22 protein-coding genes are annotated in these 26388 nt (G+C 73.6%); 16 read left to right on the top strand and 6 right to left on the bottom strand.

Annotated elements, in window-relative coordinates; genetic code table 11:
• Window positions 1-7 precede the first annotated feature (7 nt).
• The 11 genes from ctaD (at window position 8) to ACIRG9_RS15295 (ending at window position 13778) form a co-directional block, all read left to right on the top strand.
• Window positions 8-1936 (top strand): cytochrome c oxidase subunit I, encoded by a 1929-nt coding sequence (gene ctaD, locus ACIRG9_RS15345; RefSeq protein WP_402855394.1) that lies wholly within the window; start codon window positions 8-10, stop codon window positions 1934-1936.
• Window positions 1933-2562 carry a heme-copper oxidase subunit III gene (locus ACIRG9_RS15340; RefSeq protein ID WP_402855391.1) on the top strand — a complete coding sequence of 210 codons (630 nt, stop codon included), beginning with the start codon at window positions 1933-1935 and terminating at the stop codon, window positions 2560-2562. Before ctaD ends, ACIRG9_RS15340 begins: the two co-directional genes overlap by 4 nt.
• Window positions 2562-2963, top strand: coding sequence for a hypothetical protein (locus tag ACIRG9_RS15335; RefSeq protein WP_402855388.1), 402 nt, complete (start codon window positions 2562-2564; stop codon window positions 2961-2963). Before ACIRG9_RS15340 ends, ACIRG9_RS15335 begins: the two co-directional genes overlap by 1 nt.
• Window positions 2951-3844, top strand: a complete 894-nt coding sequence (locus ACIRG9_RS15330) for a cytochrome c oxidase assembly protein (RefSeq protein ID WP_402855385.1) — start codon at window positions 2951-2953, stop codon at window positions 3842-3844. The genes ACIRG9_RS15335 and ACIRG9_RS15330 overlap by 13 nt, the downstream gene beginning before the upstream one ends.
• Window positions 3841-4236, top strand: a complete 396-nt coding sequence (locus tag ACIRG9_RS15325) for a c-type cytochrome (protein WP_402855383.1) — start codon at window positions 3841-3843, stop codon at window positions 4234-4236. Before ACIRG9_RS15330 ends, ACIRG9_RS15325 begins: the two co-directional genes overlap by 4 nt.
• A gap of 3 nt (window positions 4237-4239) precedes the next feature.
• Window positions 4240-5046, top strand: coding sequence for a c-type cytochrome (locus ACIRG9_RS15320; RefSeq protein WP_402855381.1), 807 nt, complete (start codon window positions 4240-4242; stop codon window positions 5044-5046).
• A complete protein-coding gene (locus ACIRG9_RS15315; protein ID WP_402855378.1) occupies window positions 5043-5906 on the top strand; it encodes a ubiquinol-cytochrome c reductase iron-sulfur subunit in 864 nt (287 codons plus the stop codon). Before ACIRG9_RS15320 ends, ACIRG9_RS15315 begins: the two co-directional genes overlap by 4 nt.
• Window positions 5903-7636 carry a cytochrome bc complex cytochrome b subunit gene (locus ACIRG9_RS15310; protein WP_402855376.1) on the top strand — a complete coding sequence of 578 codons (1734 nt, stop codon included), beginning with the start codon at window positions 5903-5905 and terminating at the stop codon, window positions 7634-7636. The genes ACIRG9_RS15315 and ACIRG9_RS15310 overlap by 4 nt, the downstream gene beginning before the upstream one ends.
• Before the next feature lie 190 nt (window positions 7637-7826).
• Window positions 7827-9593, top strand: a complete 1767-nt coding sequence (locus ACIRG9_RS15305) for a thiamine pyrophosphate-dependent enzyme (RefSeq protein ID WP_402855373.1) — start codon at window positions 7827-7829, stop codon at window positions 9591-9593.
• Window positions 9590-12694 carry an FAD-binding and (Fe-S)-binding domain-containing protein gene (locus tag ACIRG9_RS15300; RefSeq protein ID WP_402855370.1) on the top strand — a complete coding sequence of 1035 codons (3105 nt, stop codon included), beginning with the start codon at window positions 9590-9592 and terminating at the stop codon, window positions 12692-12694. The genes ACIRG9_RS15305 and ACIRG9_RS15300 overlap by 4 nt, the downstream gene beginning before the upstream one ends.
• 4 nt (window positions 12695-12698) lie before the next feature.
• A complete protein-coding gene (locus tag ACIRG9_RS15295) occupies window positions 12699-13778 on the top strand; it encodes an enolase C-terminal domain-like protein (RefSeq protein ID WP_402855368.1) in 1080 nt (359 codons plus the stop codon).
• 26 nt (window positions 13779-13804) lie between these two features.
• On the opposite strand, the gene ACIRG9_RS15290 is transcribed toward ACIRG9_RS15295, so the two are convergent.
• Window positions 13805-15595, bottom strand: coding sequence for a glycoside hydrolase family 15 protein (locus ACIRG9_RS15290; RefSeq protein WP_402855365.1), 1791 nt, complete (start codon window positions 15593-15595; stop codon window positions 13805-13807).
• A gap of 132 nt (window positions 15596-15727) precedes the next feature.
• On the opposite strand from ACIRG9_RS15290, the gene ACIRG9_RS15285 reads away from it, so the two are divergent.
• Window positions 15728-16741, top strand: coding sequence for an SDR family oxidoreductase (locus ACIRG9_RS15285; RefSeq protein WP_402855362.1), 1014 nt, complete (start codon window positions 15728-15730; stop codon window positions 16739-16741).
• A 98-nt stretch (window positions 16742-16839) separates the two neighbouring features.
• Window positions 16840-17901 (top strand): NYN domain-containing protein, encoded by a 1062-nt coding sequence (locus ACIRG9_RS15280; RefSeq protein WP_402855359.1) that lies wholly within the window; start codon window positions 16840-16842, stop codon window positions 17899-17901.
• 109 nt (window positions 17902-18010) lie between these two features.
• Here ACIRG9_RS15280 and ACIRG9_RS15275 read toward each other — a convergent pair whose 3' ends face one another.
• Window positions 18011-19240, bottom strand: coding sequence for a hypothetical protein (locus ACIRG9_RS15275; RefSeq protein WP_402855356.1), 1230 nt, complete (start codon window positions 19238-19240; stop codon window positions 18011-18013).
• Between the two features lie 76 nt (window positions 19241-19316).
• Window positions 19317-19928 (bottom strand): TetR/AcrR family transcriptional regulator, encoded by a 612-nt coding sequence (locus tag ACIRG9_RS15270; protein WP_402855353.1) that lies wholly within the window; start codon window positions 19926-19928, stop codon window positions 19317-19319.
• Window positions 19929-19997: 69 nt separating this feature from the next.
• On the opposite strand from ACIRG9_RS15270, the gene ACIRG9_RS15265 reads away from it, so the two are divergent.
• Both ACIRG9_RS15265 and ACIRG9_RS15260 read left to right on the top strand, forming a co-directional pair.
• The gene (locus ACIRG9_RS15265) at window positions 19998-20351 is read left to right on the top strand and encodes a nuclear transport factor 2 family protein (RefSeq protein ID WP_402855350.1); all 354 of its coding nucleotides are present in this window, start codon (window positions 19998-20000) and stop codon (window positions 20349-20351) included.
• 135 nt (window positions 20352-20486) lie between these two features.
• Complete coding sequence (locus tag ACIRG9_RS15260) at window positions 20487-21623, top strand: CaiB/BaiF CoA transferase family protein (protein WP_402856063.1); 1137 nt, start codon at window positions 20487-20489, stop codon at window positions 21621-21623.
• A gap of 106 nt (window positions 21624-21729) precedes the next feature.
• On the opposite strand, the gene ACIRG9_RS15255 is transcribed toward ACIRG9_RS15260, so the two are convergent.
• Window positions 21730-22203 carry a hypothetical protein gene (locus ACIRG9_RS15255; RefSeq protein WP_402855347.1) on the bottom strand — a complete coding sequence of 158 codons (474 nt, stop codon included), beginning with the start codon at window positions 22201-22203 and terminating at the stop codon, window positions 21730-21732.
• Window positions 22196-23569 carry a molybdopterin-dependent oxidoreductase gene (locus tag ACIRG9_RS15250; protein ID WP_402855344.1) on the bottom strand — a complete coding sequence of 458 codons (1374 nt, stop codon included), beginning with the start codon at window positions 23567-23569 and terminating at the stop codon, window positions 22196-22198. The genes ACIRG9_RS15255 and ACIRG9_RS15250 overlap by 8 nt, the downstream gene beginning before the upstream one ends.
• A gap of 234 nt (window positions 23570-23803) precedes the next feature.
• Between ACIRG9_RS15250 and ACIRG9_RS15245 the strand changes: the two genes are divergently transcribed.
• Complete coding sequence (locus ACIRG9_RS15245) at window positions 23804-24865, top strand: NAD-dependent epimerase/dehydratase family protein (RefSeq protein WP_402855341.1); 1062 nt, start codon at window positions 23804-23806, stop codon at window positions 24863-24865.
• Window positions 24866-24916: 51 nt separating this feature from the next.
• Here ACIRG9_RS15245 and ACIRG9_RS15240 read toward each other — a convergent pair whose 3' ends face one another.
• The gene (locus tag ACIRG9_RS15240; RefSeq protein WP_402855338.1) at window positions 24917-26305 is read right to left on the bottom strand and encodes a hypothetical protein; all 1389 of its coding nucleotides are present in this window, start codon (window positions 26303-26305) and stop codon (window positions 24917-24919) included.
• Window positions 26306-26388 lie beyond the last annotated feature (83 nt).

Genomic DNA, 26388 nt, shown 5'->3' with positions numbered 1-26388 from the left:
TGCGGACATGTCGACGACCACCAGCGCACCCGCCGGCCTCCACGGCGACGACCTGGCCCGGCTGGCCGAACACTGGGGCGAGCGTCCCTCGCTGCGGGTCTGGTTCGGCACCACCGACCACAAGCGGATCGGTCGGCGCTATCTGGTCACCGCCGGGTTCTTCTTCGTGCTCGCCGGGCTCAGCGCGCTGGTGATGCGGACCCAGCTCGCCCGGCCCGAGTCCGGTGTGCTCTCCCCGGACGAGTACAACCAGCTCTTCACCATGCACGGCACGGCGATGATCTTCCTCTTCGCCACCCCGATGCTCTTCGGCTTCGGCAACTTCCTCGTCCCGCTGATGATCGGCGCCCGGGACATGGCGTTCCCCCGGCTGAACGCCTTCGGCTACTGGGTGTTCCTGTTCGCCGGCCTGTTCATGTGGGCCAGCGTGCCCTTCGGGGCGGCGCCGAACAACGGCTGGTTCGCCTACGCGCCGCTCAACCAACTGCAGCACAACCCCGGCCTGCACATGGACATCTACTCGCTCGGCCTGCTCTTCCTCGGCATCTCCACCACCTCGGCGTCGATCAACTTCATCGTCACCGCGCTGAAGCTGCGCGCCCCGGGGATGTCGCTCAACCGGGTGCCACTCTTCGTCTGGGCGATCGTGGCCACCTCCTTCATGGTGGTCTTCGCGTTACCGGCGTTGAACGCGGACAACGCCATGCTCTTCCTCGACCGCCGCTTCGGCACCCACTTCTTCGACCCGGCCGGCGGCGGGAACGTGCTGCTCTGGCAGCACCTGTTCTGGATCTTCGGACACCCCGACGTGTACATCATCGTGATGCCGGGTCTCGGCATCGTCTCCGCCGTGCTCCCGGCGTTCACCCGCCGCGGCGTGGTCGGCTATCCGTTGATCGTGCTGGCGATCGTCGCGATCTCGATCATCTCGTTCGGGGTCTGGGTGCACCACATGTTCGCCACCGGGCTGCCGCAGCTGTCCTACAGCTTCTTCAGCGCGGCGAGCACGATCATCACCATCCCGTCCGGGCTCCAGATCTTCGCCTGGCTGGCCACCATGCTGCTCGGTCGGGTGGTGCTGCGGGTGCCGCTGCTGTTCGTCATCGGGTTCATCGTGACGTTCGTGCTCGGCGGCTTCACCGGCGCGATGTTCGCGCTGACCGCGTTCGACCAGCAGACCACCGACTCGTACTTCGTGGTGGCGCACTTCCACTACGTGCTGATCGGCGGGGCGGTCTTCCCGATGCTCGCCGGCGTCTACTACTGGCTCCCCAAGATCACTGGCCGGATGTACCACGAGGGGCTCGGCCGCTGGGCCTTCTGGCTGGTCTTCGCCGGCATGCACGTCACGTTCTTCCCGATGCACATCACCGGCCTGTTCGGCATGCCCCGCCGTATCTACACCTACCGCAGCGAACCCGGCTGGGACGGCTGGAACCTGGTCAGCACCGCCGGGTCGTACCTGCTGGCGCTCGGGCTGCTGCTGGTGCTCGCCGGTGTCGTGCACGCCCTGCGGCGGGGCCGCCCGGCCCCGCCCGACCCCTGGGAGGCCGACACCCTGGAGTGGACGGCGGCCTCGCCGCCCGAGCCGTACAACTTCCCGGTCATCCCCCGGGTACACAGCCTGCACCCCGCCTGGGACGAACGGACCGCCGAATCCACCGGATCCGGGGCGACCGCGGACCGCATCCTCAGCGAGGGACGCCGCACGGTGTTCACCAGCGAACTGGACGCCCACTACGAACGGGCGGTCGACATGCCGGAGTCCAGCCTCAAACCGCTGCTGCTCGCCGGGGCGCTGCTGGTCTTCTTCGTCACCATGCTGTTCGCCTGGTATCCGGTGGCGGTGGCCGCGGTGCTGGTGGTGGTGGGGACGATCGCGGCCTGGCTCTGGCCGCCGCGCCGCCCCGACTCCGAACTCGGAGTCGTGACATGACCGAGCGGGGCGGGGTGGTGGCCGCGGCCACCGGCGCGGAGGCGCTGAGCACGGAGCTGCCGGTCGGCCGGCCGACCGGCTGGTGGGGCATGGTGATGTTCGTGGCCACCGAGGCCACCCTCTTCGCCTGCCTGCTCGGCAGCTACTTCTACCTCCGCTTCCAGTTCGGCCCGCACTGGCCGCCGGACGGCATCGACAAACCCAAGCTGCTCATCCCGCTGCTGATGACCCTGGTGCTGGTGCCCAGCAGCCTTCCGGTGGTCTGGGCCGAACGCGGCATCCGGCAGGGCCACCGCAGGCGGCTGCAGGCCGGGCTCGCCACCACCATGCTGCTCGGGCTCTGCTTCATGGGCCTGCTGGTGAAGGAGTACTTCGACGACACCAAGCTGTACACCCTGACCACCAACGTCTACGGCTCCCTGTTCTACCTGATCACCGGCTTCCACGGGCTGCACGTCCTGGTCGGGCTGACGATGATCGGGTGGCTGCTCGCTGCCTCGCTGCGCGGCGGCAGCTTCGGCTCCCACCGCCACGAACGGGTCCGCAACGCCGCCATCTACTGGCACTTCGTCGACACGGTGTGGGTCGCCATCCTGTTCACCATCTACCTTTCCCCGCGGCTGTGATGACCACCCGGCCCGACTCCCGGGCCCGCCTGGCCGGCGGGCTGCTGCTCTGGTACGGCGTACTCGGCGGCGCCGTCGCCTGGGCGGTGCACCTGCTCGTCGCCTGGTCCCTGGACGAACTCGCCTGTGCCCGCGGCTCGGAGTCCATCTCCGCCCTGCCGCTCTGGCAGGCGCTCGGGCTGGCCGTGGTGATCCCCGGCCTGGTCGCCCTCGGAGCCCTGCTGGTGGCCGCGCTGGCCTGGCGGCGTACCGCGGCGGCCCAGGCGACCGGGACGACGGGCCGCGGCTTCGACCGGTCCCGGCTGCTCGCCGTGCTGGGCGTCTGGGCCAACCTGCTGTTTCTCGCCATCATCGTGCTCGGCGGGATCGCCGTGCTGGTGTTCCCGCCATGCCAGCGGTGACCGTGCCGCGGGCCCACGGCCCGGACGCCACGGCGGAGAACCTGCTGACCATGCTCGTGGTGGTCGCGATCTGCATACTCGCCGCCGGCTACGGCCGGGGTGTCCACGAGCTGTGGTACCGGCGCGGTGCGGGTGCGGTCCTGCCGGCCTGGCGGGTGGGCGCGTTCGGCGCGGGGGTGCTGGTGGTGCTCGCCGCGGACCAGGGCCCGGTGCACACGCTGGCCGAGTCCTCGTTCGCCGGCCACATGGCCCAGCACATGCTGCTCCTGCTGGTGGCCGGGCCGCTGCTCGCGGCCGGCGCCGTCGGACTGCCGCTGAGCCTGGCCACGCCGCCGGCGCTGCGCCGGCTGCTCGCCCACTGCCGGGCGGCGCCGCCGGTACGTCGGCTGCGCCGGCCCACCACGTACGCCCTGCTGGCCGGGGCGGTGCAGGTGGCCATGCTCTGGTTCTGGCACCTGCCGGGGCCGTACGTCGCGGCGGTGGACCGGCCGGTCGTGCACGCCGTCGAGCACCTCTGCCTGCTGGGCTCGGCCTGGCTGTTCTGGGCGCCGCTGCTCGGCCCGGCCCGGCACCGGCCGCCGGCCCCGCTGACCGTGCTGCTGCTGGTGGGCACCATGCTGCCCGCCTCCGCGCTCGGCGCCGTGCTCACCTTCGCTCCGGCACCGGTCTACCCGGTGCGCGTGCTCGGCTCCGACCCGCTGACCGACCAGCAGCTCGCCGGGCTGCTGATGTGGGCGCCGATGGACGTGGTCGTACTCGTCGTGGCGCTGGGCGTGTTCCTGCGCTGGCTGCTGCGGATGGACCGCCCCGACAACCAACCGCCGGCAGCGGCGGCCCGGCCGGTGACGGTCGAGGCCGGATCGGAAGGGACGGCCCGATGACGCTGACCCGTGCTCTCCGGCTGCTCGGCGCGGCCCTCGTCAGCCTGCCGATGGTTGTGGTCACCGGCTGCGCCTCGACGGCACCGCCACCGCCGCCGCCCGAGTCGCGCAACGGGCGGCCCGACCGGGGCGCGCAGCTCATCGCCGAGTACGGCTGCGGATCGTGTCACACCATCCCGGGTGTCAACCGCGCCAACGGACTGGTGGGTCCGCCGCTGACCCAGTTCGGCGCCCGTTCCTATGTCGCCGGCAAGCTGCCGAACAACGCGGACAACCTGCGCCACTGGATCATGGATCCGCAGGCCGTGGATCCAGGCACCGCCATGCCGAACCTGGGCGTCAGCGCGATCGACGCGCAGGACATCGCCGCCTACCTGTACGACGCGGGCTGACCGATGCGGCGTACCCGACCGGCGACGCGCCTGCCCACCGCGCACCCGCACCGGGCCCTCGCGGCGGGGGCGGTGCTGCTGCTCGCCGCCGGCCCGGCGGCGCTCGCCCCGGCGCCGACCCCCTCCGGGGCCGCCGGCCCGGCGCCCACCGCGACCACCGGCCCGCCGGGACCGGGCGACCGGGGCAGCCGGCTCTACCTGGAGAGCTGCGCGAGCTGCCACGGCCCGCAGGGGCAGGGCACCCAGCTGGGACCGTCCCTGATCGACGTCGGCGCGGCCTCGGCGGACTTCCAGGTCTCCACCGGACGGATGCCGCTGACGCACGAGGAACAGCAGCCCCGGCGCGGCAAGTCGGCCTTCTCGGCCGACGACGTCGCGGCCCTGGTCGACCACTTGTCGAGCTTCGGCGGCGGGCCGCAGATCCCGCGGGTCGCCCCGGGAAACCTCGGCTCCGGCCGGGAGCTGTTCGCGGCGAACTGCGCGCCCTGCCACGGGACGACCGGCGCCGGCGCGGTGCTGACCGACGGGTGGATCGCCCCACCGCTGGACCGGGCCACCCCCACCCAGGTCGCCGAGGCGGTCCGCGTCGGCCCCGGACTGATGCCGGTCTTCCCCAGCCAGGTGCTCAGCGACGCGCAGGTGAACGACCTGACCACGTACGTGGGGCGGCTGCGCAGCGAGCGGCTGGACCGGGGCGGAAACCCGCTCGGGCGGCTCGGTCCGCTCGCCGAGGGGCTCGTGGCCTGGCTGGTGGCGCTGGTGTTCCTGCTCGGCGCCGTCCGGTGGCTGGGCCGGAGGGCGGGACAGTGAGCGCCCGGCGTCCCCCGCCGGCCGAACGTGCGGCCGGCCGCCGCATCGTCACCGCCTTCCTGGCCAGCGCCGCCGCAGCGGTCGGCTTCGCGGTGGCGTACGGCCTCAACGCCGGCCCCCGGTGGGAGGGCGTCTGCCTGGCGGTCGCCTTCGCCGGGCTGGCCGTGGGGCTCGCCCAGTGGGGGCGGCACCTCGTCCCGGTCGGCGGGTACGTCGAGGAGCACGAGGGCTTCACCTCGCCGCCGGACGAGCAGGCGATGACGGCCGCGGAGCTCACCGCGCCGGACAGCCCGATCCGGCGGCGCGGCCTGCTGGCGGCCCTCGGGCTGGCGGTGACCGCGCTCGGCGTCGCCGCACTGTTCCCGCTGCGCTCGCTGCTGCCCTGGAACCGCCGCCAGCCGAACGAGGCGCTGTCGAACACCCCGTGGGGCCCGGGGGTCCGGCTGGTCGACCAGCAGGGCCGGCCGCTGCGGCCCGAGGACGTGCCGGCCGACACGATGGTCGGGGTGTTCCCGGAGGGCGCCGTGGACTCCGGGGACGGCCCCGCCTTCGCGGTCCGGCTGGCACCGGAACGCTTCACCCGACCGCCCTCCGGCGGTCACCTCGACGGCCTGGTGGTCTGGTCGCTGCTGTGCACCCATGCCGGCTGCCCGGTCGGGCTCTATCTCAAGGGCGCCGGACGGCTGCTGTGCCCCTGCCACCAGTCCTCGTTCGACCTGCTGGCCGACGCGCGCCCGGTGGCCGGCCCGGCCGCCCGGCCGCTGCCGGGGCTGCCGATCGAGGTCGGCCCGGACGGGTTCCTGCGGGCCACCGGTGACTTCACCGGCCCGCCCGGCGCCGGCTTCTGGAGGCGGCCGTGATCACCGACCGGCTGGCCCGGGCGTTCGACGACCGGCTCCGGCTCTCCCCGCTCGCCCGGCGTTCGCTGGCGAAGGTCTTTCCCGACCACTGGGCGTTCATGCTGGGCGAGCTCGCGCTCTATTCGTTCGTCGCGCTGATCCTGACCGGCGTCTACCTGACCTTCTTCTTCGAAGCCAGCTCCGCCGACCGGGTCTACCACGGCGGGTACGCGCCGCTGGACGGCGCCACCACCTCCGCCGCGTACGCTTCGACGGTCCGGCTGAGTTGGGACGTTCGGGCCGGGCTGCTGATCCGGCAGACCCACCACTGGGCGGCGCTGCTCTTCGTTGCCGCGATCGTGCTGCACCTGAGCCGGATCTTCTTCACCGGGGCGTTCCGAAAGCCGCGCGAGCTGAACTGGCTGATCGGTGTCACCATGTTCACCCTTGCCCTGGCCAACGGCTTCACCGGCTACTCCATGCCGGACGACCTGCTCTCCGGTCTGGGCCTGCGGATCCTCGTCTCGGTGGTCGAGTCGATCCCCCTGGTCGGGACGTGGCTGGTGGCGCTGGGCCTCGGCGGCGAGTTTCCCTCCGACGTCCTGATCCCGCGGCTGTTCATCACCCACGTGCTGCTGGTGCCCGCCATCCTGGTCGCCCTCGTGTCGCTGCACCTGGGCATCCTGGTCCGTCAGAAGCACAGCCAGTTCCCGGGCCCCGGGCGGACCGAGCACAACGTGGTGGGGTCCCGGCTCTGGCCGAGCTACACGCTGCGCACCCTCGCCCTGTTCGCCTGGGTGCTGGCGGTGCTGTTCGCCCTCGGCGGCCTGGTACAGATCAACCCGGTCTGGCTCTACGGCCCGTTCGAACCGGCCCAGTCCAGCTCGCCGGCCCAGCCCGACTGGTACATCGCCTGGGGTGAGGGTGCGCTGCGGCTCTTCCCACCGTGGGAGTTCCGGATCGGCGGGTATCTCGTGCCGGCGCCGTTCTGGCCGGGTGTGGTGCTCGGCGCGGTCAGCTTCCTCGCCCTCTACGCCTGGCCGTTCGTCGAACGGTGGCGCACCCGGGACCGCCGGCTCCACCATCTCCTCGACCGGCCCCGCGACCATCCGGTCCGGCTGGGCGTGGGCGTCGGCGCGTTGACGTTCTACGTGGTGCTCGTGGTCGCCGGCGGGGACGACATCCTGGCCCGGCTGCTGCGGGTGCCCGTCTACGACCTGCTCGGGGTGTTCCGCGTGCTCACGCTCGTGCTGCCCGTCCTGACCGGACTGGCCGCCTACCTGATCGCGCGGGCGCTGCGCCGCGGCGACGCCGCCAGTCTCGGCGAGCTGACCCGGGCGGACCTGCGGCGGGCCGCCGGCCCCGCCCCGGCGCCGCGCGCGGACGAGGCCGGACTCGAGACCCCCGCCCGGGACCGGCCGGGGGAGCAGATCGAGCTGTGGCCGGAGGGCGAGCTGTGGCGGTGGCGCTACCGCGACGAGGCCGGACGGGTCGCGCTCGCCGGAAACCGCGCGGTGCGTTCGGAGGAGGAGGCGGTCGAGTCGTCCCGGCTCGCGTACCCCGGGGTCGACCGGGTGGCGGTGCCCGGCCCGCCGCCGCCCCCGCCGCCGGGCCGGGTGCGTACCGCCCTGCGGCGCTGGGGCCGCGCCGCCGCCGCCGGATCATTGCTGGTCGGCCTCCTCGTCGACCGCCGGCGGCGGCGCGGGGAGCGAGACGCGGAGCGCCCACGGCCGCGCGACCCCACCGAGTAAGGCCAGACCGGCCCGCCACGACACCGCGACCGGCGCCACCGCTGCCGGGCATGCCACCGGATCGGAGGTTTGCCGGCAGGGGGTGCGGGTAGCTGGCGGGGCATCGGGACGTCCGATGCCCGGCTTCGCCCACTGCCCCGGCGCCCGCTGCCGGCGGGCAAGCGCGCAAGTCCAGATCAGGAGGCGTGAGGTGGAGGAGATAGTAGGCGACAGCCTGGCCCGACGGCTGGTGGACTGGGGCGTCGACACCGTCTTCGGCCTGCCCGGCGACGGCATCAACGGGCTGATGGAAGGCTTCCGCCGGCAGCGGGAGAAGCTGAGATTCGTCCTGGTGCACCACGAGGAGGCGGCGGCCTTCATGGCCACCGGCTACGCCAAGGCCACCGGTCGTCTCGGCGTCTGCGCCGCCACCTCCGGCCCCGGCGCCATCCACCTGCTCAACGGGTTGTACGACGCCAAGCTCGACCACATGCCGGTGCTGGCCATCACCGGCATGCAGGAGACCTCGGTGCTCGGCGCCCATTACCAGCAGGAGGTGCACACGCAGCTGCTCTACCAGGATGTGGCGGCCTACAACCTGATGGTCACCAACCCGCAGCAGGTGCCCGGGGTGGTGGACATCGCCATCCGCCATGCCCTGGCCATGCGGACGGTGGTCCACCTGACCTTCCCGAACGACGTGCAGGTCGCCGCGGCCGGTGAGGACCCGTACCGGAGTGTCAGCCCGGGGAAGCCGCCGACGAGCAGCCCCATGGCGTCGCAGCCGGCGGTGCCGGCGGCCCAGGCCGACCTGGCCCGGGCGGCGGAGGTGCTCAACGCCGGCGGGAAGGTGGCCATGCTGGTCGGCGTGGGTGCCCGGCACGCCCGCGACGAGATCATCGCGGTGGCGGAGGCCCTGGCCAGCCCGATCGTCAAGACGCTGTCGGGCAAGATGGTGGTGCCCGACGACCACCCGCTCACCACCGGCGGCCTCGGCCTGCTCGGCACCAAGCCGAGCGAGGAGCTGATGGAGGAGTGCGACACCCTGCTCATGGTTGGCACCTCCTTCCCGTACGCGAAGTACCTGCCGAAGCCGGGACAGGCCCGCGTGGTGCAGATCGACATCGACGCCAGCCTGATCGGCATGCGGCTGCCGGTGCACGCGCCGGTCACCGCCGACGCCAGGCTGGCGCTGCAGCAACTGCTGCCGATGCTCCAGCCCCGCTCCGACCGGTCCTTCCTGGCGAAGTACCAGCGGGAGCGGGACACCTGGCGCTCGGAGATGGTCGCCCTGCAGGACCCGTCCCGCGACCCGATCGCCCCGCAGTACCTGATCAGCTGCGTCGACGAGGCGGCCACCTCCGACGCGATCCTGACCTGCGACTCCGGCACCATCGCCACCTGGGCGGCCCGGCACTGGACCATCCGCGGTGACCGGGAGTTCTATCTCTCCGGCAACCTGGCCACAATGGCGCCGGGCCTGCCGTACGCGGTCGCCATGCAGCACGCGTACCCGGGGCGGCAGGTGATCGCCTTCGTCGGCGACGGCGGGTTCGCGATGCTGATGGCCGAGTTCCTCACGGCGGTGCGGCATGAACTGCCGATCAAGGTGATCATCAACAACAACAACGCGTACGGGCAGATCCTCTGGGAGCAGATCATCCTCGGCTACCCCGAGTACGCGGTGCGGCACGGGCGGCCGGAGGCGGACTTCGGGGCCTGGGCCCGGGCCTGCGGCGGCTACGGCGTGAAGGTGACCGACCCGAAGGCGTTGCCCGAGGCGGTCCGGGAGGCCCTCGCCCATCCGGGTCCGGCGCTGGTCGACTGCGACGTCAACCCGAACGAGCCGCCGATGCCCGGGAAGGTCAAGTACGACCAGGCGAAGCACTTCACCGAGGCGTTCCTGCGCGGCCAGCCGCACAAGGTGGCCACCGTGGCGACCGTCGCCCGCGACAAGATCAACGAGCTTCGCTCATGACCCGGATCGCGGCTCTGCCCGTCGCCCTGCCCGACCCGGTGACCCGGGCGCCCGCGCCCGCCACTGACGTGGACCTCGACGCCCTGGCCGCACAGTTGCGCCCGCTGGTCGACGGCGAGGTGCGGTTCGACGCCGGCTCCCGCAGCGCGTACTCGACGGACGGCTCCAACTACCGGCAGGTGCCGCTCGGCGTGGTCGTGCCACACACCGTCGAGGCCGCCGTCGCCGCGCTCGCGGTGTGCCGCCAGATGGACGTCCCGGTGCTCTCCCGGGGCGGCGGCACGAGCCTGGCCGGCGAGTGCACGAACGTCGCCGTCGTGATCGACTGGTCGAAGTACTGCAACCGGCTGCTCGAGGTGGACGCCGAGGCGAAGACCTGCCTGGTGGAGCCGGGCATCGTGCTCGACACGCTCAACGAGTTGCTGGCCCCGTACCAGCTGGAGTTCGGCCCGAAGCCGTCCACGCACACCCACTGCACCATCGGCGGGATGATCGGCAACAACTCCTGCGGGTCGACCGCGCAGCGTACCGGCAAAACCGTCGACAACCTCGTCGAGATGGAGGTGCTGCTCTACGACGGCACCCGGATGTGGGTCGGCGAGACCAGCGACGAGGAGTACGCCGACATCCAGCGCCGGGGCGGCCGCCAGGCCGAGATCTACCGCCAGTTGCGGGCACTGCGGGACGAGTACCTGAGCGACATCCGCACCCGCTACCCGGACATCCCGCGCCGGGTCTCCGGCTACAACCTGGACAGCCTGCTGCCGGAGAAGAACTTCCACGTGGCGCAGGCACTGGCCGGCTCCGAGAGCACGTTGGTCACCGTGCTGCGGGCCCGGCTGAAGCTGGTCCCCGTGATCCCGGCCAAGGCGATGGTCTTCCTCGGCTACCCGGACATCGCCGCCGCGGGCGACGACGTGAAGCACATCCTGCCGCACAATCCGATAGCCCTGGAGGGGCTCGACGACAAGCTGATCAACTTCGAGAAGCGCAAGCACCTGCACCCCGCCGCCCTGCACCTGTTGCCGCAAGGGGGCGGGTGGCTGATGGTCCAGATGGGTGGCCACACACCGGAACAGGCGGAGGACGCCCTCGCCCGGATGCTGCACGCGCTGCGGCGCGACGGCGGGCCCACCGTGCACCGCTTCGACGACGAGGCTCACGAGGAGCAGATGTGGCAGGTCCGCGAGTCCGGCCTCGGCGCGACCGCGCGGGTGCCGGGCGAGGCGGACACCTGGGAGGGCTGGGAGGACTCGGCGGTCCCGCCGGACCGGCTCGGCGACTACCTGCGCGATCTCGACGCGCTGTACCGGGAGTACGGCTACGAGCAGGCGTCGCTGTACGGGCACTTCGGGCAGGGGTGCGTGCATACCCGGATCCCGTTCAAGCTGACCACCGCCGAGGGCGTACGGCAGTTCCGGTCGTTCATCGAGCGTGCCGCCGACCTGGTGGTGTCCTACGGCGGCTCGTTCTCCGGCGAGCACGGCGACGGGCAGTCCCGGGGCGAGCTGCTGCCGAAGCTGTTCGGCGACCGGCTGATCCGCGCCTTCGGCCAGTTCAAGGCCGTCTTCGACCCGGACGACCGGATGAACCCGGGCAAGGTCGTCGCCCCCTACCCGCTCGACAGTCACCTGCGCATCGGAGTCGACTACAACCACGGCGACGTGTCGACCCACTTCCACTACCCCGACGACTCCGGCAGCTTCGGCCGCGCCGTGCGGCGCTGCGTCGGCGTCGGCAAATGCCGCCGGCAGCACGGCGGGGTGATGTGCCCGTCGTACATGGTCACCCGCGAGGAGGAGCACTCGACGCGGGGTCGGGCCCGGCTGCTGTTCGAGATGCTCGACGACACCGACCGGGCTGGCGTCATCGGCGACGGCTGGCGCTCCGACGCCGTCCGGGATGCTCTGGACCTCTGCCTGGCCTGCAAGGGCTGCAAGAGGGACTGCCCGGTCAACGTCGACATGGCCACCTACAAGGCGGAGTTCCTGTCACACCACTACGCCGGCCGACTGCGTCCCCGGTCGCACTACTCGATGGGCTGGCTGCCGGCGGCGGCCGCGCTGGCCGCGACCGCGCCTCGGATGGTCAACGCGCTGGCACAGGCCCCCGGGCTGAACCGGCTCGCCAAGGCGGTCGGCGGGATCGACCAGCGCCGCGACATCCCGCTCTTCGCCCCGGAGTCGTTCCAACGCTGGTTCGCCCGCCGCGCTCCGCTCGGGGACGGCTCTCGCGGTGAGGTGCTGCTCTGGCCGGACACCTTCACCAACCACTTCCACCCCGCCATCGGGCAGGCCACGGTCGAGGTGCTGGAGGCGGCCGGCTGGCGGGTACGGGTGCCGGACCGGCCGGTCTGCTGCGGCCTGACCTGGATCTCCACCGGCCAGCTCGGCATCGCCAAGCGGGTGCTCCGGCGGACGGTGGACGTGCTGCGCCCGCACCTGCGGGCCGGCACCCGGGTGGTCGGCCTGGAGCCGAGCTGCACGGCCGTGTTCCGTAGCGACGCCCACGAGCTGTTCCCCGACGACCAGGACATCGCCAAGCTGCACGAGCAGACGGTCACCCTGGCCGAGCTGCTGCACGACCACAGCCCGGGCTGGCGAGCGCCCCGACTGCCCGCGCACGCGCTGATCCAGACCCACTGCCACCAGCACGCGATCCTGGGCACCGTCGCCGACCAGGCGGTGCTGGCCGACGCCGGGGTACGCGCCGACTTCCTCGACTCCGGCTGCTGCGGCCTGGCCGGCAACTTCGGCTTCGAGCAGGGGCACTACGAGGTCTCCGAGGCGTGCGCCGAGCGGGTGCTGCTGCCGGCCGTGCGGGACGCCGCCGACACCGACGTCATCCTCGCCGACGGCTTCAGCTGCCGTACCCAGGTCGAGCAGAGCGCGGCGGACGGCCGGACGGCGATCCACCTGGCCGAGCTGCTCCGTGCCGGGCTGCACGGCGGGTCGGTGCCGCCGCGGCCCGAGCACAGCTGGACCCGCCGGCCCGCGCCGCCGGCGCGGGCCACCCGGTGGGCCGCCACCGGGTTGGCGGGCCTGGCCGCGCTGGCCCCGGTGGCCGCGCTCGCCGTCCGGGCCGCCCGGCGGGGACGGTGACCGGGTGCGGCTGACCGCGGCGGCGTACCGGGTGCCCACCGACGCCCCGGAGGGCGACGGCACCCTCGCCTGGTCCGGCACCACCCTGACGCTGGTCCGGGCCGAGGCCGACGGGCACGCCGGCCTCGGCTGGACCTACGGACCGGCGGCCGTGGCGCCGGTGGTGACGGAGCTGCTCGCTCCGGTGGTCACCGAGCTGGACCCGGACGACGTGCCGGCCGTCTGGACGGTCATGCAGCGCGAGCTGCGCAACGCCGGGCGACCCGGGGTGGCCGGGCTGGCGCTGTCGGCCGCCGACTGCGCGGTCTGGGACCTCAAGGCCCGCCGGCACGACCTGCCGCTGGCCCGGCTGCTGGGCACCGCCCGCCGGGAGGTGCCGGTCTACGGCAGCGGCGGCTTCACCACGTACGACGACGAGCAGCAGCACCGCCAGCTCGCCGGCTGGGTGCACGACCAGGGCATTCCCCGGGTGAAGATCAAGATAGGGGAGTCCTGGGGGACCGAGGTGCCGCGCGACCTGGCCCGGATGGCCGCCGCCCGGCGCGTCATCGGCGACGACGCCGAGTTGTACGTCGACGCGAACGGTGGCTACCAGCGCAAGCAGGCGGTTCGGGTGATGCGGGCCGCCGCCGACCTGGACGTGCGCTGGTACGAGGAGCCGGTCAGCTCCGACGACCTGGCCGGCCTCGGGCTGGTCCGCGACCAGGTCCGGCCCGACGTGGCGGCCGGCGAGTACGGCTTCGACCTGGTCTACTTCCACCGGATGGCCCCGTACGTCGACTGCCTCCAGATCGACGTCACCCGCTGCGGTGGCATCACCGAGTTCCTGCGCGCGGCGGCGGTGGCCGCCGCCGCCGGCCTGCAGGTGTCGGCGCACTGCGCGCCGCACCAGCACCTGCCGGTCGCCGCCGCGGTGCCGAACCTGCGCCACCTCGAATGGTTCCACGACCACGTCCGGATCGAGTCGATGCTCTTCGACGGGGCGGTGCCGGCCACCGGAGGCGCCGCCGCGGTGCCGCTGGACGGGCCGGGCAACGGCCTCGACCTACGGACCGCCGACGCGGAGACCTACCGGGTGGCGTGACCGGGGTGTGCGCCGTCGGGGTCTGGTCAGTGCGGGCCGGGGCAGGGTTCGGCCTGGCCGAGGATCACCGCGGTCTCCAGCATCAGCGCGTGCACGAACGCCTGCGGAAAGTTTCCGCGCAGCTGCCGCTGCTGCACGTCGTACTCCTCGGTGAAGAGTCCCGGTGCTCCGCACGCGGCCCGGTTGCGCTCGAACCACCGGTTGGCCCCCACCACGTCGCCGGCCTGCCAGGCGGCGAGCGCCGCGGCGAACCCGCAGAGCAGGAAGGCGCCCTCCGCGTCGCCGAGCGGGCGGCTGTCCGGGCGGAACCGGTACAAATAGCCCTCGCACTCCAATTCGGCCAGGACCGCCCGCCGGGTCACCTCGGTACGCGGATCCCCCGTCGGCAGCGCTCCCCGAATGCCGGGAAACAGCAGGGCCCCGTCGACCCGCCCGTCGTCGTACGCCCGCTGCCACCGCCCGGACGGGTGCAGGCCGTGTGCCGCGGCGTCGGCGAGGATCGTGTCGGCGAGCGCCGCCCACCGCCCGGCCAACCCCCGTGGTGCGATCCGGGCGGCCGCCCGCAACCCGGCCACGCAGATCAGCTTCGAGTGCGTCCACTGCCGGGCCGGCAGCTCCCAGACGCCCGAGTCGGGCTGGTGCCAGCGCTCCCTGATGGTCCGCACGGCCAGCTCCATCGCCCGCCACGAGGCGTCGTCCAACCGGTCGTCCCGTCCGGCGGCGGCGAGCAGCAGCACGATCTCGCCGAACACGTCGAGCTGGCACTGCTCCCGGACCCAGTTGCCGACCCGGGGCGACCCACCCGGATAGCCCGGCAGGAAATCCAGCCCGTGCTGCGGCGGCACCGGTTCGCCGTCGACCGTGTACGCGGGGGCGAGGCGGTCACCGTCGGCGAGCACCCGTTCGGTGAGGAAGGCGACCGCGTCGTCCAGCAGGTCGTACCGGCCGACCAGGGCGGCGGCCTGGCCCACGAAGGACTGGTCCCGCAGCCAGGCGTAGCGGTAGTCGTAGTTGTGGCCGGCGAGGGCCCGCTCGGGCAGCGCCATGGTCGCCGCCGCCACCGTGCCGCCGCCCGGCCTGGTCAGGCCGCGCAGCACGGCGTACGCGAAGACCGCGTCCCGCTGCGCGGGCCCGCCGGTGAGCGGCGGCATGGACCCCGCCCAGGTCTGCTCGGTGGTCCGCCACGACTCGTCGGGCCGGGGCGGCTCGGTGTCGAACGGCTCCGTCGCGATCTCCAGCACCAGATCGTGCCGCCCGCCGGCCGGGATCGCCAGCTCGCCGCAGAGCGGGCCGTCACCGGTGGGTCGGAGCCGTTCCCCGCCGCTGTACCGCAGGTACAGGCCGCCCGTACGGGCCAGCCAGAGCGGCCCGTCGCGGCGTGCCTCGCGCACCGGTTCCCGGCCGAAGTCGGCGCGCGGATCGAGCCGGACGTGGACGAGTGCGTCCCGGTCCAGCGCGTGGATCTGCCGCAGCAGCACCACCCGCCGATCCTCGCCGGGAAACAGCAGGGCCTCGCGGGACTCGATGATCCCGTCCGTGGTCACCCACCGGCTCACCCACACCAGCGAGCCCGGCTCGTAGTGGCCACCCCAGACGTACCGGCGGTTCGCCGGTGTCACCAGGTAGTCGCCCCGGCCGCCGAGCAGGCCGCTGAGCACCGGTGGGTCCGCCCACCCGGGCGCGCAGAGCCAGGTCACGTTCCCGTCCGGCCCGACGAGGGCGCCCCGGTGGCCGTCGGCGAGCAGCGCGTACTCGCGTAACACGCTCGGCCCGCGGGCGTCCGTCGCCGGCGCGCCGGGCCGCTCGTCCCGTCCCACCGGCACCACCTCCCGCAGCCCCTACCCGGCGCGGGCCGGCGCACACCTGCCGCGGATCCCGGGTCCGACCGGAGTACCCGGCCGATGCCGGGGTACAGCACGGGACAGGACGGACGACGTCAGGGGAGTGTGATGGGCCGAAACCGGGAGCACGCGCGGGTGGCGGTGATCACGGGGGCCAGCGCCGGGGTCGGGCGGGCCACCGCCCGGCTGCTCGCCCGACGCGGCATCGCCATCGCCCTGCTGGCGCGGGGACGCACCGGCCTGGACGCCGCCGCCGAGGAGGTAAGGGCAGCCGGTAGCCGGGCCCTGCCCGTCGAGGTGGACATGGCCGAGTACGACCAGGTGGTGGCCGCCGGCCAGCGGATCGAGGCCGAACTAGGGCCGATCGACCTCTGGATCAACGACGCGTTCAGCTCCGTCTTCGCCCCGTTCCAGCAGACCCGGCCGGAGGAGTTCCGCCGGGCCATGGAGGTCACCTATCTCGGCTACGTGCACGGCACCCGGGTGGCCCTGCACCACATGGCGCCCCGGGACCGGGGGACCATCGTCCAGGTCGGATCGGCGCTGGCCTACCGGGGCATCCCGTTGCAGGCCACGTACTGCGGGGCCAAGCACGCGATCGTCGGGTTCACCGAGGCGCTGCGCTGCGAGCTGATGCACGACCGGAGCAACGTCAAGGTGACCATGGTGCAGCTGCCCGCGCTGAACACCCCGCAGTTCGACTGGCTGCTGTCCCGGCTGCCCCGGCACGCCCAACCGGTGCCGCCGATCTACGAACCGGCGGTCGCCGCCCGGGCCATCGTCGGGGCCGCCGACCGGCCCGGCCGCCGGGAGTACTGGGTGGGCATCTCCACCGCCCTGACCATCCTCGGCAACCGGATCGCACCCGGCCTGCTCGACCGGTACCTCGCCCGTACCGGCTACGACTCGCAGCAGGCCGAGCGGCCGGCCGACCGGGACCGGCCGGTCAACCTGTGGCAGCCGGCGGACGGCCCGCGGGGCCGGGACTACGGCGCACGGGGCAGCTTCGGCGGCCGGTCACACCGCCACAGCCCGCAGGCCTGGTTGTCCCGGCACCGCCTGGTCACCGCCGCCGGCCTCACCGGCGCGGCGGTCGGCGTCCTGGCCTGGCGCCGCCACTGACCCGTGGCCTCCGGATCGCCCGGGACCGGCCGGTCGCGTCCGCCGCCCCGGGCGCGGTCGGCGCGGACGGGCGTCCCGCCGGGCGTAGGCTGGCCGGCGTGGATGCCGAAGACCGGATCGCGCTGTTCCTCGACTACGAGAACCTGGCGCTGGGCGTACGCGACCATCACGGTGGTCGGGCCTTCGACTTCCGCCCGATCGCCGACGCCCTGGCGGAGCGGGGCCGGGTGGTGGTGCGCCGAGCGTACGCCGACTGGTCGTACTTCGACGAGGACCGGCGGATGCTCACCCGCTCGCACGTCGAACTCATCGAGATCCCCCAGCGGATGGGCGCCACCCGGAAGAACGCCGCCGACATCAAGATGGCCGTCGACGCCGTGGAGCTGGCCTTCGAACGCGACTACCTGTCCACGTTCGTGATCTGCACCGGCGACAGCGACTTCACCCCGTTGGTCTACAAGCTTCGCGAGCTCAACAAGCGGGTCATCGGGGTCGGTGTGGAGAGGTCCACCTCGGCCCTGCTCCCACCAGCCTGCGACGAGTTCCTCTACTACGACCGGCTGGAGGGGGTCGAGGTGCCCACCACCGCCGGTCGGCGTGGCCGTAACGGGCGGACGCCCGCCCCCGAGGCACCCCAGCCGCCGGAGCCCCAGCCGGTGACGGAGGAACCCGCCCGTGACGTCGACACGCTCACCGTCCTCGTGGCGCAGACGGTGGCCGGCCTCCAGGGCGGCACCAGCGGTGAGGTGACGGCCTCCGGGTTGAAGCGGACCCTGCTGCGCAAGGACCCGACGTTCAGCGAGTCCGACTACGGCTTCCGTACCTTCGGCGAACTCCTGCGCTACCTCGCCGAACACAACGTGGTCGAGCTGGCCGAGGGGCCCGCCAAGGGCGACCCCGAGGTGTCGCTGCCCGAACGCGGTGACCAGGAGGCCGCCTTCGCGCTGCTGCGCTCCGTGGTCGCGGATCTGGCCGGTGGCGGCGAGGTCGCGCTCTCCGGGCTGAAGGACCAGCTGCGCCGGGCGCGACCCGACTTCAGTGAGAAGAAGCTCGGCTATCGCAGCTTCCTGCAGTTCTGTAAGGCGGCGGCCACCAGCGGCGTGGTGGAACTGCGGTGGAGCCCGGACGCCGACGACTACCGGCTCACCCCGCGGTCCTGACCGGCGCCGTCCCGGGGTGACGACCGGGCCGGCGTCGCCGACCGGGCCGGCGCCCGGCGTCGTCCCCGCTGCGGCGTCCCGATGGTCGCCGGCACGCTCATGAGCTGCTTCACCGACACAGCAGCGATTCCACCAGCGGCAGCCGGAGGAGGCCGGGGCAGTCGGCGCGCACCGCGGAGCCGGCCGACGCCGTCGGGGACGGTACCGCTGTCGGGGCAGGGGCGGTGGCCGGAGCGGGGCCCGGGGTACGCGTCGCGGGCGCGGCGGTCGGCGTGGGCCGGGCGGTCGGTGCCGGCGCGCTCGTCGTGGCGCGTGCCGCCGGAACGGTGCTGCGACGCGTCACGGGTTCGGCGACCGGCCGGCCCCCGGTGGCGGCATCACCCGCCGTCCGGCCTCCGGGAGCGGTCGCCGGCGGGCGGACGGTCGGCGCGGGGTCGGAGAGCGGGCTCGGGACCGGGTCGCCGGTGATCCCGCCCGCCTCCGGGGTGACGGCGGCGCCGCCCGCGCCCGCCCCGGTTCCGTACGGCGGTTCCGCCGGCTCGGCGCGGAGGGTGCCGGTGACCAGCGCCGCGAGCGTCACCGCGACAACGGCGGCCCCGGCCGCCGACATCCGCTCGGGGTGCGGCACGGGGAACGGAGCGTGTGGCGCCGCCGGCGGCGCCGGCCGGGCGTCGCGGTGGGCCGCCAGCAGCGCGTCGACCTGCCCGACGACGGCCGCGCGTGCTCCGGTGGCGGTGGCGAAGGCGAGGGTGAGGTAGAAGCGGGTGTTCACGGCGGCGGCGGCCGGGATCCGCAACCCGGCCGGGCGGCGGCCGTCTGCGGTGTGCAGCAGGGTGATCGGGACGTCGGGGTGGTGCCCCGGGCCCAGCATGCTCCGGTACGTCCACTCGCGTCGGCCGTCGCGCCCGGCGAAGACGATCCGGCGGTCGGTGACGACCGCCATGCCGGCGTCGACCACCCGCAGGCCCGCCGGCAGCGCGCGCTCGGGCTCGTCGACGGTGGCCGCCGCGACGGTCAGTCCCGGCGCGGGCAGCCCGGTGAGGTGCCGTGCCTCGGCCTCGATCAGTTCCACAGTCGGCAGTACGCGGTAGACGACCTCGTCGTGGTCGAGTTCGGTGGGCAGTCCGGTCCGTGGCTCCGTGCACCCGAGGAAGCCGGCGGCCTCGATCCGCAGCCGGACGAGATGTTCCTCCTGCCATCGCCAGGTCTCGATCAGCGCGTCGTGCGCCCGCTGCCGCTGGTCGCCGCCGCGCCGGGCCCGCTCGGCCAGCCACCGGGATGCCGGGAGGTTCGCTGCGACGGCGGAGCGTTTCGCCTGCACATCTCGTACAACGGCCACTGTCCGGGAAGGACACGCGGAGCGGACACGACATCCCCCGCCTCCCGGTTACCTGATCACCGCTGCGCCGTGCCCGTCAGTTGCCGGTCGCGTGGTCGCATCGCTGCCGGCCGGTACCGACCCGAAGCGCCGCCGCACGGAAGGCCAGGCCGGCGGCGGTCACGCTCATCCGCTCGGCGATCACCTCCTGGCCGGCGGCGTGGCCCAGCGCGACGATCGCGCTGACGTACCAGTGGACCGGCTGCGCGGCGTCGAACTCTCCGTCGCGGCGCCCGCGCTCCAGGATCGGCAGCAGCGTATCCATGATCGGTATGTGCCGCTCGTACGAGTCGCCGCCCTCGACGGCGGCGATGGCAGGGGTCAGCAGCACCGGGTACCGGTGCATCAGCCGCCAGCTCTCCTCCAGCCATGCCCGCAACGCGTCAGTTGCCGAGCCGGCATTGGCATCGATGCCGGCGAGTGCCTCGGCGGTCTCGGTGGTGAGTCGGTCGACGATGGCGGTGATCAGTGCCTTCCGGGACGGGTAGTGCGCGTAGACCGTCTGCCGGGCCACCCCGGCAGCTGAGGCGATGTCGTCCATGCTCGCCTCCGGCCGGCGGCCGAGCAACTCGATCGCCGCGTTCAGAACCGTCGCGCTGCTGCGCCTGGCGTCCGCGCGCTGGCGCCGCCGGGCCGGTAACTCTGACACGGTTGCCAGGATAACCGTGGCCGGTATATTGGACGGCATTGTCAGAGCTGTCGGGCGGGGAGGACTCCGATGGACCTGCGCGAGTACCTGGCTCGGTACCCACACGACGTCGCGTTCGGCGAGGAGGATCCGGAGGCGGTGTTCGACCGGTACCACGCACCCGGGTTCGTCCTGTACAACGACGGCGTGGTGCTCGATCGTGAGCGGCTGCTCGCACACGTTCGCCCGGCCCGCAAGCGCGCCGTGAGCGTGCACACCGAGATTCACGACGCGCTGATCGCCGGCGACCGGGTCGCCGCCCGCTACACCCTGACCGCGGTCATGCGTAGAGGCGATTCGATCACGACCGAGATCTTCCTCTTCGGCGAGCTGGCCCAGGACGGCCGACTCCAGCGACTCGACCAGCTCACCCGCGCCGCGTGAGCACGACGGTGGTGCGGAGGTAGCGAGGTGACGGCCTCCCGGGGTGGGGGCGGCGCGACCGCGCTGATCCGACCACCGTCCGGATCCGCCGGTACGGTGGTGCCGAACGTGGTGGCGGCAGGGACGGGAGCGGCGATGGGGGAGCACGGGTCCGGTCCGTTGCGTGGCGTCCTCGTCGCGGACTTCTCCCGGATCCTGGCCGGCCCCTACGCGACGATGCTTCTCGCCGACCTCGGCGCTGACGTCGTCAAGGTGGAGGGACCCGGCGGCGATGACACCCGCACCTGGATGCCGCCGGTCCGCGACGCAGTCGCCACCTACTACCTCGGCGTCAACCGCAACAAGCGCTCGGTCGCCCTGGACCTCACCGATCCTGGCGACCTGGCGTTGGCCCACCGCCTCGCCGGGCGCGCCGACGTCGTGGTGCAGAACTTTCGGCCCGGCGCGCTGCGCCGCTTCGGCCTCGACTACGACAGCGTCGCCGCCACCAACGCCGGGATCGTCTACGCCTCGATCAGCGGCTTCGGCACGGCGGCGGGCGCGGACCTGCCCGGGTACGACCTCATGGTCCAGGCAGCCTCGGGGCTGATGAGTTTGACCGGGGATCCGGACGGCCCGGCGTACAAGGCCGGGGTCGCCGTGTTCGACGTGATGGCGGGGCTGCACGCGGCCGTCGGGATCCTCGCCGCCCTGCACCACCGGCAGCGGTGCGGCGCCGGGCAGCACGTCGAGGTCAACCTGCTCTCCTCGGCCCTGTCCGGCCTGGTCAACCACAGCAGCGCCCACGTCGCCGCCGGCACGGTGCCGTTCCGGATGGGCAACGCGCATCCGAGCATCTTCCCGTACGAGCCGCTGCCCACCGCCGACGGCGAACTCGTGGTGATCGCCGGCAACGACGGCCAGTTCCGTACCCTGTGCCGGGTGCTCGGCCTGCCGGCGCTGCCCGACGATCAGCGCTTCCGGCGTAACCAGGACCGCACCGCCAACCGCGAGCTGTTACGACCGCTCCTGGTCGCGCGGCTGCGCGAACGGACCAGCGACGAATGGTTCCGCGACCTGCGCGCGGCGGGCGTGCCGTGCAGCCCGATCAACACGGTCGACGGCGGGATCACCCTGGCCGGGGATCTGGGCCTCGAACCGGTGGTAACGGTCGAAGGCGTGCCCGGGGTACGCAACCCGATCGGCCTCTCCGCCACCCCGCCCCGCCACGACCTGCCGCCGCCGGGGCTGGACGAGCACGGCGCGGAGATCCGCGCCTGGCTGGCCGACTGACCGGTCCACCGATCGGGCGTCCGGCCACGTGCGACCGGTCGATCGAGCTGGCGTGCGAGCCGACGACCGAGAGCTACCACGAATAGTTGTCGGCAACGCGGCCGATTCACCGGCGTCGTGCCCACCACCGGCGCAACGCGTAGCCAGCGCCGCTGATCAGGAACAGGACGGCCGTGGCGAGCAGCCACCGGGTGAGGAACGGCCGCTGGTCCTGCCCCGACGCGGCCAGATAGGCCGGCCGACCCAACCGGAGGATGCCCGGCAGGTAGACCAGGAACAGCAGGCCCGAGGCCAGCGCCGGCACGCGGACATGGTTCAACGGCGCGGGCCCCGACGCCGGCACCGCGCGGGAGCCCAGCACCCGCCGCGCCGCGCGGTCGGTCAGCCCGTAGATCGGAAACAGCACCAGGTCGTGGGCGATCGCCGCGCCCACGAACCAGATCAGCATCCGGCCGGCGGCCGGTTCCCCGGCGAGCCGCAGCACCACCCACCCGGTGACGGCGAAGCTGCCGGCGAGAAGCAGCAGCTGCCCGAGCGGCGCACCGTACGCCGCCCGGAACCGGGCCCCGAGGTCACCCACCGGTACTCCCGCGGAACTCGATCGCCGCCACCCATTTCGTGCAGTGCACCCCGGGCAGGGCCGGGACGATGACCCGTGCCGGGTACCCGTGGTCGAGGGAGAGGTCGACGCCGTTGACCCGCAGCGCGAGCAGGGAGTCCGGGTCGAGGACCTGGTTGGCCTGCAGCGTCGCCTGCCGGAACAGCCCGGTCTTCTCCAGGGAGCGTACGTGCGCGGCGGTGATCCCGGCCGCGCCGGCCAGGGCGGCGAGGTCACGCAGCCGTACCCCGGTCCAGGTCTGCACCGTCGACCAGCCCTCCACGCAGCCGATGGGCAGCGTGACGGTGTGCTGGGCCATGGCCAGCAGGCCGGCGCGGTCCAGGGCGACGCGCCGCCCGTCGGTGTGCAGGGTGAGCCGCCATCCCGGCCCGGTGTCGGCGGCGCCGACACCGGCGGCGTCCGCGGTCCGGTTGACCGGGAACCCGGTCGGTCCGGCGCCGGGCTGCCGGCCCCGGGGCAGCAGCAGCGCGGTACGCCGCCACGGCCCGTTGAAGTGCTGCCCCACGGTGACTGCGGCGAGCAGCAGCGACAGGCCACCGACCAGGGCGAGCGCGCCGCGCCGGCTCATCGTCGCCGGCCCGGGCCGGGCGGTCACCAGGTCGTCCGGGTCCGGCGGCTCGGACCGGGTGGCCGCGCGGACGGTGGTCAGCTCCTCGGGCAGCGACCGGGACCGCAGCGCGGTGAGCATCCGCCGGAACCTGAGTGCCACGTGCGTGACCAACGCGGCGGCGAACACCCACGCCCCGAAGTAGTGGGCGGTGTAGAAGTCGAACCCGAACAGGTACGCGTACTGGATGTCGAGCAGGCCGGTGGCGATCTCGAAGAGGATCCCGCCGACCAGCAGGAGCAGGGACAGCCGCTCCAACAGTTGCGCCAGCGAGCGCGCCGGCGGCCAGACGAACAGCTTCGGCAACACCGACCAGAGCTTGGCCAGCACGACCGGGACCAGCGTGATCCCGAGCCCCACGTGCAGGCCCTGGGTGAGGCGGAACAGCCAGGACGGACGGGTCGGCCAGTCGAACGGCGGCAGCCGCAGCCATCCGACGTCGTGCGGGAACGCCTGACCGAACTGCGGGGAGTAGGCGAGGTAGTCCAGCAGCCCGGTGAGGAACACCAGCGGCAGCCCGACGAGCAGAACCGCGCCGTACACGGCGGTGAGCCACGGGCTGCGCCACCGCCGGTGCACGGTCGCGACGCCGGGCAGGGGATGCTCGGCCAGGAACGCCCACCATCGCCGGGGGAAGCCGTAGCCCGGCCGGTCGGGCCGGTGATCGCGGCCCGGCCCGGCCGGGCCACCCCCGGCGGCAGAGGTGCTGTCCGCGTTCACCGATCCTCCTCATGCCAGTCGGCGCTGCTCCCGTCGCGACGCCGGGACCCCGGGTCCGGCCGGAGGGCCGATCCGGGTTCCACTCGGGCAGGTTATGCGCGGCGCCGGCCGGGCGATCCGGTTTGCCGGATCACCGAAGGCGGGCCGGCGGCACGATGACCGTCATGTTTCGGGATCCTTACGGCCGGGCCGACCCGGCCCGGGACGGCCCGGCGCCGACCTACGCTGCCCGACATGCGGGTACTGGTCACCGGCGCGGCCGGCTTCATCGGGTCCCAGGTCGCCGACCTGCTCGCCGGCGAGGGGCACCAGGTGGTGGCGATGGACGCGCTGCTGCCCCAGGCGCACGGCGGGGAACTGCCGCAGTGGGCCCGGCGGCATGCCCCGGTGGTTGGTGACGTCCGCGATCCTGACCTGCTCGATCGGCTGCTGCCCGGCATCGACGCGGTGTGCCACCAGGCGGCGATGGTCGGACATGGACTCGACCCGTCGGACGCGCCCGGCTACGCCAGCCACAACGACTACGGCACCGCCGTGCTGCTGGCGGCCATGCACCGCGCCGGGGTGCGCCGGCTGGTGCTGGCCAGCTCGATGGTCGTCTACGGCGAAGGGCGCTACGAGTGTGGCCGGCACGGCACCGTGCGACCTGCCCCGCGCAGTCCCGCCGATCTGGCCGCCGGCCGCTACGACCCGACCTGCCCGCGCTGCTCGGGCAGCCTCACCCCGGCGCTGGTGCCCGAGCATGCCCCGCTGGAGCCGCGCAGCACGTACGCCGCCAGCAAGCTCGCCCAGGAACACCTGGCTGCCGCCTGGGCGCGCCAGACCGGTGGCACGGCGTGGGCGTTGCGCTACCACAACGTCTACGGTCCTCGGATGCCTCGCGACACCCCGTACGCCGGAGTGGCCTCGATCTTCCGGTCCGCGCTGGCGGCGGGCCGGCCGCCCCGGGTGCTCGAGGACGGCCGGCAGCGGCGGGACTTCGTCCACGTCACCGACGTGGCGCGCGCCAACCTGCTGGCGCTGACCACGCCGCCGCCGGAGCCCCTGGTGCCGGTCAACGTCTGCTCCGGCGAGCCGCACACCGTCGGTGACCTGGCTGCCGCCCTGGCTGCTGCGATGGCCGGCCCGGCGCCCCTGGTGGTCGGCGGCGCCCGCGTCGCCGACGTCCGGCACGTCGTCGCCGACCCGCGCCGAGCGGCCGAACTGCTCGGCTACACCGCCCGGGTCGGGTTCGCCGACGGAATCGCCGCCTTCGCCACCGACCCGCTGCGCGAACCGGCGGCCCTGCCGGCCTGACCGACCGCCGCAACGCCGCCGAGCACCTGGTCCGGCCGCGTGCGACGGTGGTCAGGAGACCGTCCAGAGCAGGTGGTTGACCGCGAGCGCGGTGCCCGCCTGCCCGAGCAGCCACCAGCGACGGGTGGGCTCCGGCAGGTGGGCGGTGGCCACCAGCAGCCAGACCGCGAACGGCAGCCAGATCCGCTCCACCTCGGCCTTGCTCAGCCCGGACAGGTCGCCGGCCAGCACCACCAGCGCCGCGGCCAGCGGCAGCAGCACCGCCGGCCCGGCGGCGGACGCCGCGGCCAGCGGCGACCAGCGTCGCAGTGCCGGTCCCGGCCGCCGAAGACCCCGGCCTGTCGCCCGGCGCAGCGCCGGCCCGACCGCCGGCCCGGCGCAGCACACCAGGGCCGCCAGGTCCGCCCACACCCAGTAGCCGTACGGGCGGTCGGCCGCCCAGCCCTGGTAGTACCGCTCCACCACCCGCTGGTAGCCGTCCCACCACCAGAAGCCGGCCGCCGTGAACGCGGCCACCACCACCGCGACCCCGGAAACCCCCGCCAGCAGGGCGCCGATCCGATCCGTCGGGCGCAGCACCAGCACCGCCAGCGCAAGCAGGCCGACCAGCACGAAGCCGTACGACAGGTACAGGGCACAGCCCAGCAGCAGGCCACCGGCGGCGGGTGCCATCCGTCCGCGTACCGCCAGCAGGGCCAGACCCGCCGCGACCACGCCGGTGAACAGGCCGTCGGCGGAGGCGCCCACCCAGACGGCGCCGGGCAGCAGCACCAGGAACGGCAGCACGGCCCGGGCGTCGGCGGCGGCGCCGAGCGCCCGCAGCGCCACCGGGACGGAGACGGTGACGGTCGCGCCGACCAGGACGCACACCAGCGCGGCGGTGGTGCCCCCGCCCGGCCCGACCCGGTCCAGGAACACGAACACCAGCAGGGCCCCGGGCGGGTGCCCTGCGGTGTGGGTGGACCAGGAGTCCGGCTGGAAGTCGAGGATCCGGCCGGTGAAGCCGGCGAGCATGGCCCGGACGTCGGTGACCCCGGGCACCTCGTGCAGGTACTCGGCCTGCGGCGTGAGCCGCTCGGCGAACCCGGCTGACCAGCCGTCGACCAGGGCCAGCGACAGCGTCCACGCCACCGAGGCCAGGTAGGCCACGCCGAGCATCGGCCCCCACCGTGCCGCGCGGGCCCAGCGCACCCCGACGCCGATCACGGCCGCCGCGACCAGCACCGCTGCCGGAGTGCCCCAGCCGAGGTGCGGCCGCCAGGTCGCGTACAGCGGGGCGGCGTCCGCGTGCAGACCCACGCCACGGGCGTTGAGGACCGCGCCGACCGCCACGGCGAGCGCCAACAGCGCGACCTCGACGCCCAGCACCGTCAGGTCGGCGTGCCGCTGGCGGGTCGACGCGCGCCGGGGCGCGACAGCCGATCTCGTGGTCGTTCCCATGCCGACCGGACCGTACGACCTTCCCGGCAGCGGCGACAGGTGAACGGCCGGAACGTCTCCGTCCGGTAAGAAACGATGCGTCG

Source organism: Micromonospora sp. NPDC093277, assembly GCF_044765245.1.
Classification (GTDB): domain Bacteria; phylum Actinomycetota; class Actinomycetes; order Mycobacteriales; family Micromonosporaceae; genus Micromonospora.
Note: the sequence above shows the minus strand (reverse complement) of the source record. Positions and strands in the feature narration are given on the sequence as shown.